The sequence below is a fragment of the Bdellovibrio sp. ZAP7 genome (assembly GCF_006874645.1).
Classification (GTDB): Bacteria; Bdellovibrionota; Bdellovibrionia; order Bdellovibrionales; family Bdellovibrionaceae; genus Bdellovibrio.
The window spans coordinates 3,307,682-3,325,916 of record NZ_CP030082.1 but is presented as its reverse complement, the minus strand read 5'-3'; the positions used below and the strand labels follow the sequence as shown (position 1 = coordinate 3,325,916).

Sequence of the window (18,235 nt, the reverse complement as noted above, 5' to 3'; positions counted from 1 at the left end):
AACTATGAAATTTAATAGGCACAAGCTTCTTGTTACAAGTTTAGTTACGACACTGGTTACAGGCTCCGTAGCGCCAGTGTATGCAGCTCCTCCGAAAAAGGGAAAAGCGAAACCTGCGGCCGCTCCGGCAGCCGCGCCTTCTCGTGCAAGAACTGTCGGTGAGTTGTTAGCTCAAGCTGACCGTGAAAATGCCAAGGTTAAGAAAGATTCCACGGCACTTCCGACTGCCAACATGGGTTTCGCAACTCAGGGCAATCAAGTTAATCTTTCTGCCGTAAAACCGCCTCGTTCTTCTGAGATCATGCAATCCCGCGCAAAAAGCGGAGACCAAAAAGCTCAGTACGAAAAACTTTTGGACCAACAGATTCAAGAGCTTTATAAGCTGACCCAAAGATTCAAAACCAGCCCGAACCGCGGTGAATTGTGGCTGCGTTTGGCAGAGTTGTATGTTGAAAAATCCAGTATCGTAGACTCCCGCAAGCAAGATGAGTACGATGCGAAACTTCGCGCCTTTCAGGAAAAGAAAACCAACCGTAAACCGGTTTTGGAACTGGAAGAAGCCCGCGATTACAATCGTAAAGCTGTTCAATTGTATGAATGGTTCCAACGTGACTTCCCTAAAGATCAAAAAATGCCGCAGGCATTGTTCTTCCTGGGTTATAACTATTTCGAATTGGGCGACGTAAAAAAAGGTGCTCAGTTTTACGAAGACCTGACAAAACGTTATCCGAACTCCACATACGTGGGTGAAGCGCATTTCGCTTTGGGTGAATACTACTTTGAAAATGAAAAATGGGCAGATGCTTACAGAGAATACACATTCTTGATCAAGCAAAAAAAGCACCGTTTGCATACTTTCGCGATGTACAAGGGCGGTTGGTGTTTGTTCCGTTTGGGCAAAGTCCAACAAGGTCTTGCATATCTTGAATACATCATTAAAAGCAGCCGTCAGGAAGAAGCAGAACAAGTTGCTGGTAAAGCGGTTAACCGCACTCGTCTAGAAGGCGAAGCAATGCGTGACTTGGTTGTATTCTATGCTGAGGGTGGTGACCCTGCAAATGCGGCAAACTATTTCGATGGTTTGATTGGCCAAGGCAGCGATCAGTATCTGGAGAAGCTGGCTTATCAGTATCAAGCTCGCGGTAATAAAGATGCGTCTCGTGAGATCTTTAAACTGTTGATCGCACGCAACCCGACATCGCCTAAATCTTTCGAGTTCCAGTACCAAATCGTACAGAACTTCTTTTATGCGAAGAATACATCTCGCTTTAAAGACGAACTATATGGCTGGGTAAAAGACTACGGTAAAGGCAGCGATTGGTACGCAGCTAATAATAAGAATAAAGAACTGATGGATAGCTCTTATAAATTGCGCGAAACAACTTTGCGTAACTATATCTTGCAACAGCATCAGACAGCTCAAAACTCTCGTGCGCAATTCTCTCAAACGCAAGCCAACGAAGGTTATAAGCTTTATTTGAGTGAATTTGGTGATTCTCCGGTTATTGGCGATATGCACTTCTACTACGGGGAGTTGCTATACGATATGCAACGTTACGACGAAGCTTTCGTGCAATACCAATGGGTTGCTGAGAAAGCTCCGACAAGCAAGTTCTATCCTAAAGCGGCACAGAACTTGATCTTAGCAGTTGAGAAAACGATTCCGACAGATGCAGAGATGCAAAAACGTGTTGGGAACTCTTTGGATCCGATCCCATTGGATCCAAAAGTGGATCGCTTTATCAAAGCCGGAACTTGGTACGTTGGTAAATTCCCGCAGTCTGAAAAAACTCCGGAAATTAAATTCCGTATCGGTCGTTTGTATTACCAATCGAATCATTTCGATGAAGCTGTAAAGGTGTTCCGCGATATCGTTAAGAACAATCCTAAATCCAAGTACTCTGAGTACTCGGCGAACTTGATCCTGGATATTTACAACTTGAAGAAAGACTATGCGGGGCTAGAGAAAGTCGGAGCAGAGATGTTATCTGTACCTTCAATCGCAGCGTCTCCAGTGGGTAAAGACATCCGTGGAATCATGGAAAAGGCTTCGTTCAAAAAAGGTCAGGATCTAGAAGGTCAAAAGCGCTTTGCTGAATCCGCTCAAGCTTACGAGGCTTTCGCGAAGGCAAATCCGACTTCCAACTTGGCGACGACAGCGATGTACAATGCAGGTATCAACTATGAGCGCGCCGGTCAAAATGGCTTGGCAATCGCGGCTTATAAAGGTGTATTGGCTTCAAAAGATCCAGAAGCTGAAAAGTTGAGACCTAAGGTTCGTCGATTCCTGGCAAAACAATATCAAGATTCCGCTCAGTTTGAGGAAGCAGCAAGACTGTACAAGCAACTTGCACAGGAAGCTCCAAAAGATCCTCTTTCTCCGAACTTGATGTTTAATGCCGCGGTTCTTTATGAAGCTCTTGGACGTGGGGATGAAGCGATTCGTGCTTACACAGAGTTTACTAAAATGAACAAGAAACGCAGCGAGAACGTGGAAGTTCTTTATAGCATCGCGACGATCCACCGTAAGGCAGATCAAAAAGGTGCGGCAATCCGTAACTACATGGAATACGTAGAAACGGGTGGTCGTGATCAGGAAAAAGTCGTGGAGAGTGCTTACTGGGTTTACGAATTGTCCAAAGAAGTGGGGGCTATCACTCGCTCCAAAGAATGGGCCGGCAAAACATTGGCGATTCAAAGAAGATTTGCGCCAAACAAAAAAGGCCCAGGCGCTTCTTACGCAGCTAAGTTGAAATTTGCGGATGCTTTGATGACTTTCAAAGAAATGCGCGCAGTTACATTCCCGAACAATCCGGCAAGACAAAAAGCAGCGGCTGATAAAAAAATCGGCTTGTTGACGAAGCTTTCTGGCGAATTGGTCGACGTGATCAAGTACGACAGTGCTGAAGAAGTTGTAAGTTCTCTGGCGTTGTTGGGTGATGCGAATTCCAACATGGCGCAAACGATTATCAATGCCCCACTTCCAGCAGGTCTGAACGCGGAAGAGACAAAACAGTACAAAGCGGGAGTTGAACAGTTCGCGGCTCCGTTTAACGGCAAAGCCAAAGACAGCTATAAAGCCTGTGTGGATCGCGCTTGGGAGCTTGAAGCCTACAACGAAGCCTACCGTGCGGCTTTGGATTATATGAGCAAAGTGGATCCAGTGAACTACTATAACGGTGGTGAAGTTGGTTCTGAACTTCGTCTGGTGAATTGGATGGGTCAATAATGAAAAAGTATCTATTGTTAACAGTCCTTTTTATTGCTGCTTGTTCTTCTGCTCCGACAGCGAATCAAAGTTCTGAAGATTCAATGGGGATGGAGGGCGTTTCTGATGCTCCTACTCCTGTGCACGAAGAAGAAGCGCCAAAGGGGGCGAAACACGATGAGCCGGAAGTAAAGCCAGCTCCAGTCGCGTCGTCTCAATACTCGAGTCTTAATTCGGCTATTAAGTCGCAGAATGACGAAGGTATCTATCGTGCAGCGACGGATATCCTGGCGCAAAATGGAAGTGATGCAAGAGCGTTGAATGCACTGGCGATGTATCACTTCAAAAAAGGTCGTTTTGATTTGTCCCGTTACCTTTTAAGCAAGGCGATTGGGGCGAATGCAAACATGTCCGAACTTTATTCAAATCTTGGAGTCGTTCAATTGGCCCAAAATGAGAGACGTGAAGCAATTAAATCTTTCAAGAAAGCATTGTCCGTCAATGGTCTTGATCCAGTAGCATCCGCGAACGTGGGATCAATTTATGTTCAGGAAAAGGACTATAAGAAGGGTCTGTTGGCTCTTGAGGTTGCTTACAGCAAAGGTGTGCGTGATCCGCGCGTGTTGAACAATTATGCAGTCGCTTTGACTGCTACGGGAAGTTACGACAAAGCCGCCGACCTATACAAGAAAGTCGTCAAAGACGACAGCAACAACCGCGAAGCAATTCTGAACTATGCTATTCTTCTGGTCGATAAAATGGAAAAATATAAAGACGGGCTCGAAGTTATAAGCAGACTAAAGTTTGTAGGTGGGCCGACAGGGTCGAGTAATCGAATAAATGCTTTGGAAAACAAGGCCAAAGCAGGTTTAAAATAAGTGAATCCTCGAGGGAGTAGCATCATGTTGCAAGTTTTAAAATACATATCATTGCTCGGACTTATTTCCTTGGCTTGTAGTTTTGCAAATGCGCAAGAAGCTGCCAAAAAAGAGCGTAAAGCAACGCTTAACTTCGAAGATGAATTGGTTGAAGGCGGCACTCAGAAGCCTGAGTTGTCGTACCTTTTCCAAAAGAAGAATTTCAATTATAAACGATTGATCAAACTTAGAGAGAATTTCATCCCTGAGATGAGAAAATCAGCAGAAGACATCCAGCGAGTTCGAGGTAGTAATTGAGATCGCCGTTAATATTCAGAATCTTTAAAGATAACCAACTTGTTGGAGTGAAGCAGTTCGATCAAGATCAGATCGTAATTGGTCACTCTGAAGAGGTTCACGTCGACCTTGATGGTGATGGAGTATCGCCAATTCACTGTCTTTTAGAAAGACGGGACGCTGGCTATTACATCTGCGACTTGGGATCTTCAACAGGTACATTCAAAAATGGTCAGGCCGTTCTTGATGAAAGCATTGCTTCTGGCGATGAAGTGACTGTCGGTCCATTTAAAATCGTGTTTTTCCTGGGTGTGCCGAAACCTAAAGGACCTCCTCCGGGTGAAGAAAAATTGGAAGATGTAGCCGTTGCTGTGCCTCCAGTGGCTCCACCGGCCGCAGCACCAGTTGCGCCTCCACCACCGGTTCAGGAAGTAACTTTGACTTCGATTCCAGCGGTGGCAGCGCCAATGCCTCCTCCTGCTGAACCTGTTGTGCAAAAAGCAGAGCCAGTTGCTCCGCCACCTCCAGCAGTAGATAAAAAAGAAGAAGTGAAAGTTTCGATTCCAACAGAAGTTCCTAAGATCGATGAAAAAGCACCTCCAGTTGCTGCTGCACCAGTTGCAACGGCAGCTCCGGTCGCTGCAGCTCCTGCGATGGCAACGCCAACAGCAGTAGCCCCGACTCGTCCGGAGATTCGTGCTGGAAAAGTTTCATTTAAAAAGGAAAAGAAAGTTAAGACTTTCGCTCCGGCAAGTGAAATTCAAGATTTGAAAACATATTTGAAGCCTGGAAAAGGTCCGACTGTTCAAGTGATCGTTGCCTGGAAGGAACGCATTCTGAACACGTACAATTTCAAAGGCAATCAATCCGTTCATGTGAACCTGGGTGAAGACAAGCCAAACAGTATTGCTCTTCCAGAAGGGATCATGCCAAGAGGATTCCAGATCCTGGATATGGCTGGCGGCCTGAAAGTAAACACAGCTGCCGACATGAAGATCGAAATGGTAGGCTCCACTGGTTTGGTGGGTATCGAAGATCTTGAGAAAAACGGTCGCGCTTCAAGAGCGGGTGGCGGTTATTCGGTTCGTGTTGATCAAAATGAAATGCTTTGCCTGGCTTTACCAGGTGGCAACATTCACTTGTACGTTCGTTTCGTTCCGCAAGCTCCAGTTGTACCAATTACTTCTGTGATGCTTTCAGGTTCTGAATTGACGGGCTTGGTGATGTCTTTGGTTATCGTGGGCTTGCTTGCATTGTATATCTCTGCAACAACTCCAGACTGGCAGGAAAATAAGCAGGAGGACGTGCAGCGTATTGCGCAGGTTATCTTTGATAAGAAACCGACGCCTCCACCAGCACCTACGCCAAAACCACCAGAGCCAACTCCTACTCCGGTACAACAGCCGACTCCGACACCAACTCCTAAGAAAGTTGTCGTGAACGATAAGGATAAAGCAGCTCAAGAGAAAAAGCCTGAGAACAAACCTCAGCTTTCTCAAAAGGCTTCCACGGCGGCTAAAGCAAGTGAAGTGGCTCCTAAAGAAACGAAAGACAAGAGAAAGACGTTCACATCAACTCGTCAAGGTGGCGCAGTTAAGATGGGTGAGACTGCCAGTGCGAACGCGCAGTCGAAAAACAAAGACCTTTCTAAAGTCGGATTGTTCGGTGCCTTCGGTGGCGGTGGTAACAGAAAGAATCTTGACCAGGCATATTCCGGTCAGGGTGAAGTTTTGGGTATGGCCGATAAAGCGACAGGAACTTCTGGTTTCAATGAAAACAGAGCCGGAGATGATCTAGGTTCTAAATTCAAAGACTCAGGTGCGGGTGGTAAAGGGACTGCGACACAAGGTATCGCGGGTATCGGAACTAAAGGTCGTGGGTCAGGCCAATCTGCTTACGGTGCTTCTGAGGGTTTCGGTTCGAAATCTCAAGTGGCAATCGAAGGCGGCGGTATGGAAGAGTCTTTCGATGGCACTATTGACAAAGAAGCTATTCGTCGTGTGATCCGTGCGAAACTTCATGAAGTGAAAAGCTGTTACGAAAGAGCTTTGAACACGAAAGCCAAAGGCACTCGTCTTGAGGGTAAAGTTATCCTGGGATGGGAAATCGTGGCTCAAGGTCAGGCGCGTAATGTGAAAGTGAAGAGTTCAACACTTGGAGATAAAGGTGTTGAAAACTGTATCAGAGATCGTTTGGCAAGTTGGACATTCCCGGAACCTCCAGCAGGTCTCGTGGCAGTGATCGAAGCTTACCCATTCGTTCTGAACCAACAATAGAATTTAAAGTTTAAAAAATTAATAAAGTTACTCTACAGGAGGAGATTTCGTGAACCCAACAGACGCAGCAGCAGCAGCAACCCAGTCAGCAACTAACGCAGCAATGCAGGTTGCAGCAGGCGACAATATGAACTTCCTACAACGCGCATTCTCTGAGGGCGGTATCGTGATGTACATCATCGCGGCGATCGCCATCATGTCGATTATCGTGATCGTAGACAGAATCATGAAACTTAAAAATTTGAACGTGGATAAAAAAGAATTCACAGATCAAATCTTCCGCATGGTTGTAGCAGGTGATCTTCGCCAGGCTATTTCTTATTGCGACGCTCGCCCGGCAGCTTTGACGAACACTGTTAAAGCCGGTCTTGTGCAAGCTATGAACAAACGCCCCGATGAAGAAATTCAAGTGGCGATGGATGCAGCAGTTATGAGAGAGATGCCAAAAGTTGAAGGTTGGGTTTCCTTCCTTGCAGTTTTCGGTAACATCGCGGTACTTGCGGGTCTACTTGGTACGATCATTGGTATGATCGGTTCCTTCCGTGCGGTTGCGGTGGCGGATCCAGCGACTAAATCTATCGAACTTTCAAAAGGTATCTCGCATGCCTTGAATTGTACGGCGTTTGGTCTTTTGGTTTCTATCGTTTGTATCGTTGCTTACGGTTTGTTCCAACATCGTATCCAAAAAACAGAGAACGAAGTTGTTGAGACAAGCATGAGTCTTTTGAATCTGGTTGTAGCTAACAGAGAAAAGATCAGAGATTAATTACTTACGGTAAAGTTAGAGGTTTAGCATGGCTCACATAGAAGAGAGTGGCAAAGGCGGCAGGGCGAAGAATATCGAGTTGAATCTCGTTCCTGTCATCGACTTGATGAGCGTACTTATTACGTTCCTCCTGATCAGTGCCGTTTGGACTCAGATCTCTATGATTCAAATTGGAAGTTCCTTGTACGGTAAGAAATCCGACACTCAGCCAAGTCCGACTCCTCCTCCGAATGCGGATGTGGTGTTGAAGGTGGATGTGAAGCCTGTTGGTTATGTTTTAACTGTTGGGAAACAAGTCATCAGTCTTCCAATGCAAGGCGGACAATTTGACGATGCTGGCCTCATTGCGCAACTTCAAAGAGTTAAACAAATCTATCCAGAAAAAGTGGATGCAATCCTGACGATGGCAGATGAATTGCCATACGACCAATTGATCAAGGCAATGGATAATTGCCTGATCTCGGGATTTAGCGCGATTTCAGTCGCAACAGGAGCGCCTCAATAATGGCAATCTTTAGACCGGGCGAGAGACATCGCTACCATAATATTTTGAGTAAGAAAAAAGGGAAACGTGGCGTGACGGCAGTTCTGTCTTTGACAGCGATGGTCGACATGTTTACGGTTCTGGTTATCTTCCTTCTTCAAAACTACAATACGACAGGGGACATCCTGTACATGCCAAAAGAAGTAACTCTTCCAAAGGCATCCAGTGTTAAAGAATTGAAGCCAGCCCACGTTGTAACGATCTCCAATAAAGAAATCGTTCTTGATAAAGACACTGTGGCTACGTTTGAGGAAATCCAGGCAGCCGGTCCGGATGATTGGAATATTCCTAAATTGAAAGAGCAGCTGACTTTGGCTTTGGCAAAAAGCAAATCGGATTACGAAGCAAAACTGCAAAACAAAATCAAAAATGCTGTTGATCAAACAAAAGGTCAAACAACTGATGATGCTAATGCGTGGAGCAAAGTAACTATTCAGGCCGATAAAGGTATCGATTTCCTTACAGTGAAGAAGGTTATGTTCACTGTGACGGAAGCAGGTGCCGGAGAAATCAATTTCGCAGTGACCAAAAACTCTAACCAGTCGACTTCTACCCAATAGTTTGGGTAGAATCGGTCCATGGCTAAGTTCAAGAACCTCATCTTTGCAGTACTTCTCGTTTTATTGTTCGTTGAGGTTCTTATCGTTTTCCCCAAAAAACTTGAACATGACGACGACGCCAAAGTTCAAGCTCGCGTAGAACTCCAAGAAAAAAGAAAAAAAGAGCTCGAAGAACAGGGTAAAGACCCTAAAGAGAAACAGTCCACCGCTGAACAAAAGATGGGCGGTGTTCATTTGGTGGAAAGCCAAAAGGGCCAACGTGACTGGGAATTATTCTCTGAGTCTGCCGAAGGCAGTCAGGGCAGCGGCAACTGGAAACTTAAGAAAGTCCGCGTATTTTTCTATAACAAAGAAAAAGTTGAATTTACTGCGACAGGTGACGAGGGTACGATCGATTCGAATTCGAAAGACCTCAATATTAAAGGCAATGTCGTGACTCGCTCTGAAAACGGCTATGTTTTCAAGACGCCAGGTATTTCTTATTCAGCAGTGAAAAGACTGATTGAAAGCCCTGAAGATGTTTACATGGAAGGTCCCCGCGATAAAACGGGCGCAGGAATGGTCCTAAAGGGACGTTCGATGCAAGTTCTGGTGGATCAGTCGAAAATGTTGATTAAAGAAAAAGTGACCGCGACCAAACCAATGAATGACGGCAAGCGCTTTGAAGTGGTTGCTGATGGTGCCGAATTTAGTGGTAAGAGTAATTTGGCAAGATTTCTGGGCTCTGTACGCATGAACTATGATGGCATGCGCCTCGAGGGGCCCGAGGCAAGTTTCCTTTATGATAAAGGCGCCAATCTATTAAGCTCCATCAGCGTTCTTGGCGGTGTAAAAGTCAGTGACGCAGATAAATTTGCGACGGCGGATGTGGTCAACCTGGACCTTCTTGCCAATAAGTATGTCTTTAAAGGAAAACCTAAGGTCATTCAAAACAATGACGAGCTGAGTGGTGAGGAAATCATCTTTCTTGAAGGCGGAAAAAAGGTTAAGGTTGAAAGAGTGCGTGCCAAGATGGAGAACAAAGATAAATGAGCATCCTGACCATCAAAGAAATTTCCAAGAGTTTCAAAAAGCGTAAAGTCGTTGATGGTGCTTCATTCTCCGTCGAATCCGGCCAAGTCGTGGGTCTTTTAGGTCCCAATGGTGCGGGTAAAACCACTTCATTTTATATGGTGGTAGGAATCGTTCAGCCAGATAAAGGCACCATCCACTTGGACGAGGACGATATCACCAAAGAGCCCATGTATAGACGTGCTCGCGTGGGACTTAGCTATTTGGCTCAAGAACCCAGTATATTTCGTAAACTTACGGTAGCCGAGAACATCACCGTGGCTTTAGAAGCGCATGGCTTCAGCGGGGCCCAACGAGCTGAGCGTCTGGAATTGTTAATTTCAGAACTTCGCGTGGGTCACATCCGCGACAGCTATGGTTACGCTTTATCAGGCGGTGAGCGTCGTCGTGTGGAAATTGCCCGTGCACTTGCGGGTGAACCCAAGTTCCTTTTGCTGGACGAACCCTTCGCTGGGATCGACCCGATTGCGGTCGGCGACATCCAGAATATCATCCGCGAACTTAAGGCCAAAGGTATAGGAGTTCTCATTACGGATCATAACGTTCGTGAGACTTTGGGCATTTGCGATTATGCTTATATACTGAAGGACGGGGCGATTCAGGTTAGCGGAAGTGCTGACGAAATCACGAATTCTGAGTTGGCTCGTAAATTCTATCTGGGTGAAAATTTTAGGCTGTAACGCTAGTGCGTTTTTAGAAAGGTAAACAATGGCTCTTCGACAGACCATGAACCTGAGTCAATCTCTGGTCATTACTCCACAACTGCAACAAGCTATCAAATTGTTGCAGATGTCGCGTATGGAACTGGAGTCAGCGGTTCGTTCAGAGCTAGAAGAAAATCCAATTCTAGAAGAAGCAGAACAGCTTAAAGAAGAAGATCTCCAACGCACTAAAGAGGCAGCCGACGAAGTTGCTGGCGAAGGCTCTGTAGAGTCTACAAACGATCAGATCTCTCAAGACCCACAAAAACAAGATGAGTTCGAGTGGGAATCTTACATTGAACAAAATCAAAAACCTCCTCAGTCCGGTATGTCGGGTTCTGAAGAGATCATGAATTATGAAAATGTCATCACGGCGTCTCAAACTTTGCACGATCACCTTTACTGGCAAGTTAAGATGAATGGCTTTTCTGAAGAAGAAGAGCGCGCAGCGGATGCGATCATCGGCGCGATCGATGATGATGGTTACTTCAAAGTTCCAATTGAACAAATCGCTGAAGAAGAAAAGATCGAAAAAGATCTTTTGGAAGACACTCTGACTCTGATTCACGAATTCGATCCTCCAGGAGTGGGTGCTCGTGATTTGAAAGAGTGTCTATTGATCCAAGCCAAACACTTGGAAGAAGACACCCACGATTTGGTCAACCTCATCAATAATCACTTAAAAGATCTTGAAAAGAAAAATTACGAAGCCATTGCTAAAGCTTTGGGGCGTGATATCGAAGACGTTGTCGACATGTGTAAGATCATCTATGCGATGGATCCTAAGCCAGGTCGCGCTTTTATGGCCAGTGACACGCATTACGTCACTCCAGACGTTTATGTTTACAAAGTCGGCGATGATTACGTCGTGTCTTTGAATGAAGACGGTTTGCCGCGTTTGAAGATTTCAAACTTCTATAAAAATATGCTGAAAACCGGCAAAACAACAGGCGATAAAACTCAGGATTATATCCAGGAAAAATTGCGCTCTGCTGTTTGGTTGATTAAGTCCATTCACCAAAGACAAAGAACTATCTACAAAGTGGCCGAGTCGATCGTAAAACATCAACGCGAGTTCTTTGAAAAAGGTTCAGAGCATTTGAAACCGATGGTTTTACGCGATATCGCGAACGACATCGGAATGCATGAATCAACGGTCAGCCGTGTAACGACAGCCAAATACGTTCACACGCCGCAAGGTATCTATGAGTTGAAATACTTCTTCAATTCAGGGATCAGCTCAAGCGACGGTGATTCATTGGCAAGTGAATCAGTCAAAGTGAAAATCAAAGACCTTGTTTCCAAAGAAGATCCTAAGAATCCGCTTTCGGACCAAAAGATCGTGGATATGTTAAAGGTCGACGGAATCCAAATCGCCAGAAGAACGGTTGCAAAATACCGCGACGTTTTGAAGATCCTTCCTTCTTCGCAAAGGAAGAAGTACTTCTAGTCGACCCGGCACAGCCGTATAATACAGCACCAAAACTCTCGGACAGTCCTCGCTCGGTAACGTGCGGGGACTTCGTGTTTTTGGGGTAGCTCGATGGTGTTTTGCCTTAGTTAAGCTTTTCAGAATTTGCTGTGGAACTCGGTTTTGGTGCTGTATTATACGGCTGTGCCTGGTGGCCAGTGTATTTTCTTTGCTTGAAGAAAGCATTTTTCGTTGAGATTTGGGCCCATGTTGTTTAATTTTGCTCCGTTTTAGAGGGAGAGTGGTCTGTGGATTTAAAAAAGCTTATCAGAGATGTTCCTAATTTTCCTAAAGAAGGCATTCTTTTTCGGGATATGTCTCCGCTTTTGCAGAATCCCGATGCTTTGCATTTTGTTTCTAAAAATCTCGTGAATGGTGTGGATCTTTCTCAAATTCAGTATTTCGCCGGTATTGAATCTCGTGGGTTTATTTTGGCGTCACATATGGCGGCGACTCATGGAAAAGGCTTTTTGCCGATTCGTAAAGCTGGAAAATTGCCTCCTCCTACTAAAAGAATTTCTTATGCACTTGAGTACGGCACTGCGGAAATCGAGCTTCCGGTTGGTGGTGGAAATATAATGATTGTAGACGACGTTTTGGCGACTGGCGGGACTTTGCAGGCGGCTATTGATTTAAGCTCACTGGCTGGATATACAGTTCAGGCCGTGGCGGTTTTAGTGAATTTAACCTTCCTGAATCAAATGAAATTTAACGGTAAAGAGGTCTACTCCCTTGTTCAATATTAAAGACGTTGCAGTATTGATGGCTCTTCCCCATGAATCTCAGAATGTTTTCGAAAACGAAAATATTCCCGTGCACTATACCGGTATTGGTAAAGTAAACGCGGCTCTGACGGCCATGGATGTTATTCATAAAACCAAATGTAAAGTGATTATCAATCTGGGGACAGCAGGGAGTTCAAAGTTTAAAACTCACGAACTGATTGAAGTGTCCTCGTTCGTTCAAAGAGATATGGATATCACACCGTTGGGCTTCAAAGTGGGGGAGACTCCCTTTGATCCCATTCCGGGCTCTATTGATTTGATTCCTTATTTCGGTGAGTTGCCTCACGGAATCTGCAGTACTGGGGATAATTTCGAGACAGGTACTCCGAAATTGCCATGTGATCTTGTCGATATGGAAGGTTATGCCATTGCTAAGGTTTGTCGCAAAATGGGTGTGCAACTGATCTCGCTTAAATACATCACTGATGGGGCGGATCATAATGCGCACAATGATTGGGCCGCTAATCTCCTCCCAGGTGCTAAGAAATTATTGTATTTTTATAAGAGAATGGTCGCTTCTGACGACAATGCTCCAGCCTAATCCGGGAAAATTTAATTTCTCAAAATGAGAAATTGAATTAACCGTAAATTATTCTCTCCGGTTCTCAATATAGAGCTCATCTTTGGTCCAGTCGACCCGATAAGCTTAATGTAGCACGCTTTCAGATAAGTTTCTTCCGCGTTGCTCGTCGTCGCGGTACGAGAAGTACAGCTTCCTCCTCGGCGCCTTGAATAAACTTATCTGAAAGCGTGCTGGGGACCCACAGAAACTAAGGCCTTGAAAGGGGCTGGAGGAGAGAATAATGAAATTGAACACAACCTTTAAGCATCTTGATCACTCCGATTCACTTGTTGAATATACGGAACAGCGTATGGAAGAAATCGGACAGTTTCTGCTTAGGGATGGGTACGGAGCCGTTTATTTTAGTAAAACCAAGAATGAATTCTGTGTGGAGATTTCGGTAAACACCCGAGAAAAATATTTTAAAGCATCTTCATTTAGTGTGGATGTATATGCGGCCGTGGACTCGTGCGTGGAAAAGCTTGAAAAGCAATTCTTGAAAACCGCTAAAATGTTCAAAGATCATAAAAAACCAGAGCTTTCCAAGGAAGGCCGTCTGAATCAAATGCTGCGCGTGCGTAAAGCCGCTTAAGCAGTTCTCTTTAAGCGATTAACTTCAACAAAAGGTGGTTTGAAACCACCTTTTGTTGTTTAATGACCTCATGAAAATGCCTGAGGTGAGTCCTTTAATTGGTAACTGGTTGTTTTCCTCAGTGGTTGAGGATGATGCTCTGACGAGATCTTACAAGTATCGTCTTTTGGTTATCATCACGGTGCTTACAGGAATGCTAATGTGGATGTATAGCTTCTTAGCTATCTTCCTGATTACAAGCGAAGAGCTCGCCATCATCGGCTTTGCGTGCTCCACCATTCATGCATTATGTCCGGTCCTTTATAAGACCACGCGTTCGATGGTTTTTTCCGTGTATACGATGGTCACTGCGGGAATGGTCTTTCAGTTTTCTTTCTCTTATTACACGGGGGGATTTTATTCGCCGACGTTGATTTGGTTTGCGGTGCTGCCAATGATCGTGGGCATTTTAACCAATAAAACCCATGCTCTGGCGTGGATCTTTATTTGTGTCATGGATTTCATGTTGATGTTCTTTTTGCAGACGAGTCGTCTGGTTCCAGCAAGTCAACTAACGGCTGACGGGCGAGTTGTCGCTCAGTTCATGGTGGGCCTGGGGCTGATCGGTTTGGTTGGTGGTTTCACCTTGTTCTTCATTGAGCTCGGTTATTTTTATCATAATAAAATTTCCGCCAAAAACATGCAGATCCGTCAGCTGTTTCGCGCCATTACTCACGATATATTGAATCCTTTGGCTTCTATCGAATTTACTCAAAGCCGCGTAATCAAGCAGTATCCCAATTTAGAATCTGAACTGAACCATTCGCGAAAAACGATCGCAAACATTCGTCAGACCGTGGAAAATGCGCGCTATTTTGATGCCGCTGATTCGGGGCGTGTCGTTTTGAACATTCTACCAGTTTCAGTCGGCAATCTTTTAGATTCCGTAGGAGCTTTGTTCGAGGAGCGTCTGCGCGAAAAAAAAATCGTGCTGGAAGTCGATCCTGATATCCGCAATATTCATGTTCTTGGTGACGAGATAAGTTTAAGAACCCAAGTGGTGAATAACGCCATTTCCAATGCGATCAAGTTTAGTTCGCCAGGTGCCAAGATCGAAGTCAGCGGTGTTTCCCATGGCAGCGAGTTTGAGCTTGTCATTCGTGATCACGGTGTAGGGATTCCCCCTGAACGAATTTTGCAATGGGAGAGTGTGGGGGGCTTAGCGTCCACATTGGGTACATGGGGTGAAAAGGGCACAGGATTTGGACTTTTACTCATGAAGCACTATCTCGATAAGGCACACGGTCGTCTTCAAGTTCACAGCGTCTGCAGTCATATCGATCCTAAGAACAAAGGGACGCGTATTAGCCTTTTCCTTAAGAAGGCTCCGGCAATCAGTTGACCCCCAAATACGAGTTTGATAGGTTGCGAATCTGACTTAAAATGTCGTCAAACAAACCTAGTTGCACTCTGCCCCGGTTAGGGTGTGGCAATCCTCTCGATAAGGAAAATAAGAAGTGAAAAACTATCTTTTTACGAGTGAATCTGTTTCTGAAGGTCATCCGGATAAAATGGCCGATCAAATCTCAGATGGCGTTCTGGACGCTATCTTGGCTCAAGACCCTAAAGGTCGCGTTGCCTGCGAGACTTTGCTAACAACAGGTTTGATCGTTGTTGCTGGTGAAATCACGACTTCTGCAAAAGTGAACTTTTCAGAAATCGCTCGTGATGTTGTTAAACGTATTGGTTACGACCACTCTGATAAAGGTTTTGACTACAAAACTTGCGCAGTGACGGTTGCAGTTGGCCAACAATCTCCAGACATCGCAGTTGGTGTTAAAGAGACTTTGTCCGACGATCAAGGTGCTGGCGACCAAGGTTTGATGTTCGGTTATGCAGTTAATGAAACTCCTGAATTGATGCCTCTTTCCATTGCTATGTCTCACAAGCTTGTGAAAGACTTGGCGACGATCCGTAAAGCCAACAAAGTGGACTGGTTGCGTCCGGATGCTAAATCCCAAGTAACTGTTCAATACGAAAACGGTATCGCGAAACGTATCGACGCTGTTGTGATCTCTACTCAACATGCAGAGTCTGTTTCCAACGCAACAATCAAAGAATTCATCACTGAGGAGTTGATCAAAAAATCAATCCCTGCTCAGTGGATCGACGCTAAGACAAAATTCTATATCAATCCAACAGGTCGCTTCGTAACAGGCGGTCCAATGGGTGATGCTGGTTTGACAGGTCGTAAAATCATCGTGGACACGTACGGTGGTCACGGTGCACACGGCGGTGGCGCATTCTCTGGTAAAGATCCTTCTAAAGTGGATCGTTCCGCGGCTTACGCGGCTCGTCACATTGCGAAGAACATCGTGGGTGCAGGTCTGGCGGATCGCTGCTTGCTTCAAGTTGCTTACGCAATTGGTGTAGCAGAACCAGTTTCGATCTCTGTGAATGACTTCGGAACAAGCAAAGTGGGCTCTGAAGTGCTTGAAAAAGCAGTTCGCCAAGTCTTTGACTTGCGCCCAGCTCGTATTACGAAGGATTTGGACCTTTTGAGACCAATCTACTCGAATACAGCAGCTTATGGCCACTTCGGTCGAACTGAAGAAGGTTTTACGTGGGAAAAACTAAATAAAGTTGAAGAACTTAAAGCAGCCGTTAAAGGCCTAGTTTAGTCTCTCTAAGATTTGAAATTTATTAATCATTGCGCCGAGTTGTCTCTAGCAACTCGGCGCTTCTTTTATAATAATGGCGCCAATGGATCCTAAGTTTATACGTAACTTCGCAATTATCGCTCATATCGACCACGGCAAATCAACTTTGGCGGATGGTCTTCTTTCAGCAACTGGTTCCCTTTCCGATCGTGAAAAGAAAGAACAGTTTTTGGACAACATGGAACTTGAGCGTGAGCGTGGGATCACAATTAAAGCTCAAACTGTCTGCTTAGATTTCAAATCTAAAGACGGCAACATGTATCAGATCAACTTGATCGATACTCCGGGGCACGTGGACTTTTCTTACGAAGTTTCTCGTTCTTTGGCTGCTTGTGAAGGCGCGATCTTAGTTGTCGACGCTGCTCAAGGGGTTGAAGCGCAAACTCTCGCGAACGTATATCTCGCGATGGAAAATAATCTAGAGATCATTCCTGTCTTAAACAAAATCGATTTGCCATCTGCAGATCCAGAAGGCGTTGCAAGACAAATCGAAGACACCGTAGGTCTTGATACAACAGGAATCATTCACGCTTCTGCAAAAGAAAAAATTGGTATCACTGATATTCTCGAAGCGATCGTTGAAAAAGTTCCTCCACCCAAAGCAGATAAAACACTGACTCCTCGTGGTTTGATCTTCGACTCTTGGTTCGACGCATATCAAGGTGTTGTTGTTCTAGTTCGTATGATGGACGGAACAATTAAAAAAGGCGACAAAATCAAATTCATGGCCACGGATCGTGACTATGAAGTTTTGCGTATGGGTAAATACAAACCATTCCCTGCACCGCAAGATACTCTTGAGGCGGGTGAAGTGGGCTTTATCATCTGCGGTATCAAAGATATCCGTGACGTTAAAGTAGGTGATACTGTTACGGGTGCAAAACATCCAGCGACAGAGCCTTTGGCGGGATTCCAAAGAATCAAGCCAATGGTTTTCGCCGGCATCTTCCCAGTTGTTGCTTCAGAATACGAAAGCTTGAAAGACGCTTTGGATAAGCTTTGCTTGAATGACTCCTCTTTGTCCTTCGAAGTTGAAAAATCAGCAGCTCTTGGATTTGGTTATCGTTGCGGTTTCTTGGGTCTTCTTCACATGGAAATCGTTCAAGAGCGTTTGGAGCGTGAGTTCAATCTTGATTTGATTACAACAGCTCCGACGGTTGTTTATCAAATCACTAAAACAGACGGCACAGTTTTGATGTTGGAAAATCCATCAGGAATGCCGGATGAATCGACAATTGCAAAATTTGAAGAGCCTTACGTCAAGGTGACGTTGCATACTCCCACTGAGTATATCGGGGGAATCTTGAAGCTTTGCGAAGACAAACGTGGCGCGCAGCTTAAGATGGAGTACGTAAACGAAAAGAAAGTGATCATCGAATACAAACTTCCAATGAATGAAATGGTTATGGATTTCTATGACCGTTTGAAATCAATTTCTAAGGGCTATGCGTCTTTGGAATATGAATTCTTGGGCTTTGAAGAAGCTGACTTAGTGAAATTGGATATCTTGATCAACTCTGAACCGATCGATGCTTTGTCGTTGATCGTTCACAGATCAAAAGCAGTGACTCGTGGTCGTAAACTGACTGAGAAGATGAAGGAATTGATCCCTCGTCAGCAGTTCCAAATCAATATCCAAGCGGCTATTGGTTCGAAAATTATTGCTCGTGAAACTCAAGGGGCGATCAGAAAAGACGTTACTGCCAAATGTTATGGTGGTGACATCTCACGTAAACGTAAGCTCTTAGAGAAACAAAAAGAGGGTAAGAAGCGCATGAAAGCAGTCGGTTCTGTCGACGTGCCTCAAGAAGCCTTTTTAGCGATCTTGAAAGTAGAGGACTAGCAT

Annotated in this window: 16 protein-coding genes; all 16 read left to right on the top strand. The window is 45.0% G+C overall.

Annotated features, from left to right (window positions below; all coding sequences use genetic code 11):
* Positions 1–4 precede the first annotated feature (4 nt).
* The 16 genes from DOM22_RS15960 (at position 5) to lepA (ending at position 18,232) form a co-directional block, all read left to right on the top strand.
* Entirely contained in the window at positions 5–3,229 is a 3,225-nt protein-coding gene (locus tag DOM22_RS15960) for a tetratricopeptide repeat protein (protein WP_142701330.1), read from the top strand.
* Positions 3,229–4,086 carry a tetratricopeptide repeat protein gene (locus tag DOM22_RS15955; protein ID WP_142701329.1) on the top strand — a complete coding sequence of 286 codons (858 nt, stop codon included), beginning with the start codon at positions 3,229–3,231 and terminating at the stop codon, positions 4,084–4,086. Before DOM22_RS15960 ends, DOM22_RS15955 begins: the two co-directional genes overlap by 1 nt.
* A gap of 24 nt (positions 4,087–4,110) precedes the next feature.
* Positions 4,111–4,383: a hypothetical protein gene (locus tag DOM22_RS15950; protein ID WP_142701328.1), complete on the top strand. Its 273-nt coding sequence runs from the start codon at positions 4,111–4,113 to the stop codon at positions 4,381–4,383.
* Entirely contained in the window at positions 4,380–6,638 is a 2,259-nt protein-coding gene (locus DOM22_RS15945; protein WP_142701327.1) for an AgmX/PglI C-terminal domain-containing protein, read from the top strand. The genes DOM22_RS15950 and DOM22_RS15945 overlap by 4 nt, the downstream gene beginning before the upstream one ends.
* A gap of 49 nt (positions 6,639–6,687) precedes the next feature.
* Positions 6,688–7,404 carry a MotA/TolQ/ExbB proton channel family protein gene (locus tag DOM22_RS15940; RefSeq protein WP_246845691.1) on the top strand — a complete coding sequence of 239 codons (717 nt, stop codon included), beginning with the start codon at positions 6,688–6,690 and terminating at the stop codon, positions 7,402–7,404.
* Between the two features lie 28 nt (positions 7,405–7,432).
* Positions 7,433–7,909, top strand: a complete 477-nt coding sequence (locus DOM22_RS15935; RefSeq protein WP_142701326.1) for a biopolymer transporter ExbD — start codon at positions 7,433–7,435, stop codon at positions 7,907–7,909.
* Complete coding sequence (locus tag DOM22_RS15930; RefSeq protein WP_142701325.1) at positions 7,909–8,508, top strand: biopolymer transporter ExbD; 600 nt, start codon at positions 7,909–7,911, stop codon at positions 8,506–8,508. Before DOM22_RS15935 ends, DOM22_RS15930 begins: the two co-directional genes overlap by 1 nt.
* An 18-nt stretch (positions 8,509–8,526) precedes the next feature.
* A complete protein-coding gene (lptC, locus tag DOM22_RS15925) occupies positions 8,527–9,540 on the top strand; it encodes an LPS export ABC transporter periplasmic protein LptC (protein ID WP_142701324.1) in 1,014 nt (337 codons plus the stop codon).
* The gene (lptB, locus tag DOM22_RS15920; protein WP_142701323.1) at positions 9,537–10,259 is read left to right on the top strand and encodes an LPS export ABC transporter ATP-binding protein; all 723 of its coding nucleotides are present in this window, start codon (positions 9,537–9,539) and stop codon (positions 10,257–10,259) included. Before lptC ends, lptB begins: the two co-directional genes overlap by 4 nt.
* A 28-nt stretch (positions 10,260–10,287) precedes the next feature.
* Positions 10,288–11,730, top strand: a complete 1,443-nt coding sequence (gene rpoN / locus DOM22_RS15915; RefSeq protein ID WP_142701322.1) for an RNA polymerase factor sigma-54 — start codon at positions 10,288–10,290, stop codon at positions 11,728–11,730.
* Positions 11,731–11,999: 269 nt separating this feature from the next.
* Entirely contained in the window at positions 12,000–12,497 is a 498-nt protein-coding gene (locus tag DOM22_RS15910) for an adenine phosphoribosyltransferase (protein WP_142701321.1), read from the top strand.
* A 16-nt stretch (positions 12,498–12,513) separates the two neighbouring features.
* On the top strand, positions 12,514–13,077 hold the full coding sequence (locus DOM22_RS15905) for a 5'-nucleosidase (RefSeq protein ID WP_142702264.1): 564 nt from the start codon (positions 12,514–12,516) through the stop codon (positions 13,075–13,077).
* A 262-nt stretch (positions 13,078–13,339) separates the two neighbouring features.
* A complete protein-coding gene (hpf, locus tag DOM22_RS15900; RefSeq protein WP_142701320.1) occupies positions 13,340–13,690 on the top strand; it encodes a ribosome hibernation-promoting factor, HPF/YfiA family in 351 nt (116 codons plus the stop codon).
* A 70-nt stretch (positions 13,691–13,760) separates the two neighbouring features.
* Complete coding sequence (locus DOM22_RS15895; RefSeq protein WP_142701319.1) at positions 13,761–15,071, top strand: sensor histidine kinase KdpD; 1,311 nt, start codon at positions 13,761–13,763, stop codon at positions 15,069–15,071.
* Between the two features lie 115 nt (positions 15,072–15,186).
* Entirely contained in the window at positions 15,187–16,350 is a 1,164-nt protein-coding gene (gene metK, locus DOM22_RS15890) for a methionine adenosyltransferase (protein WP_142701318.1), read from the top strand.
* A gap of 82 nt (positions 16,351–16,432) precedes the next feature.
* Complete coding sequence (gene lepA / locus DOM22_RS15885; RefSeq protein WP_142701317.1) at positions 16,433–18,232, top strand: translation elongation factor 4; 1,800 nt, start codon at positions 16,433–16,435, stop codon at positions 18,230–18,232.
* Positions 18,233–18,235 lie beyond the last annotated feature (3 nt).